Source organism: Rhodovibrio sodomensis (assembly GCF_016583645.1).
GTDB lineage: Bacteria > Pseudomonadota > Alphaproteobacteria > Kiloniellales > Rhodovibrionaceae > Rhodovibrio > Rhodovibrio sodomensis.
The window spans coordinates 1-2,628 of sequence record NZ_NRRL01000260.1 but is presented as its reverse complement, the minus strand read 5'-3'; the positions used below and the strand labels follow the sequence as shown (position 1 = coordinate 2,628).

The following is a 2,628-nucleotide window of genomic DNA, read 5'->3' as shown; positions in this document are numbered from 1 at the left end:
CTCGTGCGAGGCGTTGTCCAGATCTGGCGGGACGTCGGCCATACCCCGATGCAACCAGAGTAGAGTCCTGAAGACAACCCGTGATGAGTCTCGCCTTACGCAGCGCCCGGGAAGATGCCCCAGTTACGGTTCACGCGGTTTAAGTCGTTGTTTTGCCGGCATCTTCATTTCGGGCGTGCCGCCAACAGCCTAGATACACGCTATCTACCTTCGAGATTGACTTAAGGTGATTCGACGCCCCAGGGTCTAGGTATGTACCTGCGAACGACCCAGCGCCGACGGAAAGACGGCTCGACCATCCGCTACCTAGCCCTCGCCGAAAACGTCTGGAATGCCGCCAGGGGGCGCTCGGAGGTCCAGGTGGTCTACAACTTCGGCCGCGCCGACGCGCAAAGCGAGGCGCAGCTGCGCCGGTTGGTTCGCAGCATCAACCGGGTTCTCGGCGAGGATACGGCCGCTGGCGGCGACAGCGTGGAGATCCCGGATATCGCCATCGACGAAAGCCGCGATCTGGGCATCGTCCATGTCGCCCGCACCTTCTGGGAGGAGCTCGGCATCGGCCCGGCGATCCGGGAGGTGCTGGCGGCCAAGGGGTTGGGCGCGCAGCACCACACCGCGCTGTTCGCCATGGCGGCCAACCGTCTGGAGGAGCCGTGCTCCAAGCGCGGCTGCACGACGCGCTGGCTGAGCGACCGGGCCTGGCTCCCGGAGGCGGAGACGCTTGACGTGGATCGGCTCTACCGGGCGTTGGACGTGCTGGCCGCCTCGGCCGAGCAGATCGAGCGACAGATCTTCTTCCGGACGGCGGACCTGTTCAGTCTCGATGCCGATCTGATCTTCTACGATACGACGACCGCCTACTGCGAGACCGACGTGGCTGACGAGGTGGAGACGGAGTGGAACGGGGAGACATACCCCGCCCTGCGCCGCCGCGGTCACAGCAAGGAGGGCCGGGACAACCAGCCCCAGGTGATCGTCGCGCTCGCGGTCACCCGCGACGGCATGCCCATCCGGTCCTGGGTGCTGCCGGGCGACACCGCCGATGTCTCCACGGTCAAGCAGATCAAAGAGGACCTGCGCGCCTGGCACCTCGGCCGCTGCATCTTTGTCGGCGATGCCGGCATGTACTCCAAGGCCAACCTGAAGGCCCTAAGCGAGGGCCTCGGCCGCTACATCGTCGCCGTGCCCATGGCGCGCGTGAAGGAGGTCCAGCAGGACGTCCTGTCCCGGCCCGGCCGCTACCGGACGGTCGCCAGCAACCTGAAGGCCAAGGACGTCTGGGTGGGCGACGGCGAGCGGCGCAAGCGCTATGTCCTGTGCCTGAACCCCGCGGAGGCGGAGCGCCAGCGCAAGCACCGCGAGGAGGTGTTGGCGGAGCTGCAGAGTGAGCTGGCGCGCATCGACCGCGGTGAGGCCGACCATCCGAAAGCCGCCTGCCGGCTGCTCAGTTCCGGGCGCNGTCTGAGCGTCGAGGACATCGCGCTCGGCTACAAAGGCGCGTCGATCATTGAGTCCTGCTTCCGGAAGATGAAGCAGACGGGGCTGGAGGTTCGGCCCATGTACCACGTGGCCGCGCGCCGGATCACCGCACACGTGAAGCTCTGCGTCCTGGCGCTGCAGATCCAGCGCGCCGCGGAGCTGCGCTGCGGACAGCCGTGGACGGCGATCGCCCACGTGCTCGGGCGGCTGAAAGTGGTGCGCTACCGAAGCCAAAAGCGCTCGATTGTGCAGCGGACCGAGGTCAGCGGCGAACTGGCCCAAACCCTGCGGCAACTGCGGGTTCAAGCCCCTTCCAAGGTGCTCAGCGTGACCGCCGTCTCGGACGCTGCCTAGAGACACGCCACGAGTCTCTTCTGTGTAACCCCCTGATTGAGGCGGCAAATTCCGGCCGTCTGTCTAGCCGGAACTTTGTACTTGTTTTGGACAGTAACTCCCTGATGACGGCTGAAGAATCGGCGCTACGGGTGAGTCCGCTCTGGCTACATCATGGGCTGACGCCGAGCAAGTCGAAGGCCTTGGCCTGCAGCGGCGTGGGCTGGGTCGGCTGATCGAAGCTGTAGGCCGGGTTGCTGGGCATGCTGACGGTGTTGAGGCACAGCGTGCCCAGGTCGGCGAGCAGGCTCTGGAAGCTGTGCACAGGCAGGCCGTCGTCGGTCTTCCGGGTGGCGGTCTTGCGCGCGGCCGCCTCCGAGGGCTCCGCCGGCGCGACGATGGAGGCGCGTTCGGCGTCGGCGCCCTCGGGATCGTGGTCGTCGAACAGGAGCGGCGCCAGGCGCTGGCGCATGTGCGCCTCGACGTAGTAGGCCAGCATGCACAAAAAGACGTGCGCACGGACCCGATCAGCAGCCCAGTGGAACACCGGCCGGATCGCCAGGTCGACGGTCTTCAGGCTGCGGAACGCGCGCTCCACCTGGCCGAGCGATTTGTACGCCCCGACCGCCTGCTCGGCGGACAGGGTCTCGGCGGGCACGTTGGTGCGCACGACGTAGATGCCGTCCAGGCGCGCCTAGGCGGCGATGCTGTCGGTCTTGCGCCGATAGCTGAAGCTGTCCTCGGTGATGGTGATCTCGACGTGCTTGGCCATCTTGTGCCGGTCGAGCACGGCGCCCACCGCCTGGCCGATCTCGG

The 2,628-nt window shown here is 66.7% G+C and carries 1 protein-coding gene and 2 pseudogenes; 2 read left to right on the top strand and 1 reads right to left on the bottom strand.

What is annotated here, in order from left to right; translation table 11 throughout:
* Nucleotides 1–252 precede the first annotated feature (252 nt).
* Together CKO28_RS29575 and CKO28_RS29570 are read left to right on the top strand one after the other, a co-directional pair.
* Nucleotides 253–1,458 (top strand): annotated as a pseudogene (locus tag CKO28_RS29575) (IS1634 family transposase); the annotation flags it as partial.
* A gap of 1 nt (nt 1,459) precedes the next feature.
* A pseudogene (locus tag CKO28_RS29570) lies at nt 1,460–1,833 on the top strand (IS1634 family transposase); the annotation flags it as partial.
* A gap of 151 nt (nt 1,834–1,984) precedes the next feature.
* Here CKO28_RS29570 and CKO28_RS27615 read toward each other — a convergent pair.
* Complete coding sequence (locus tag CKO28_RS27615; RefSeq protein WP_437127665.1) at nt 1,985–2,491, bottom strand: hypothetical protein; 507 nt, start codon at nt 2,489–2,491, stop codon at nt 1,985–1,987.
* Between the last annotated feature and the right edge of the window lie 137 nt (nt 2,492–2,628).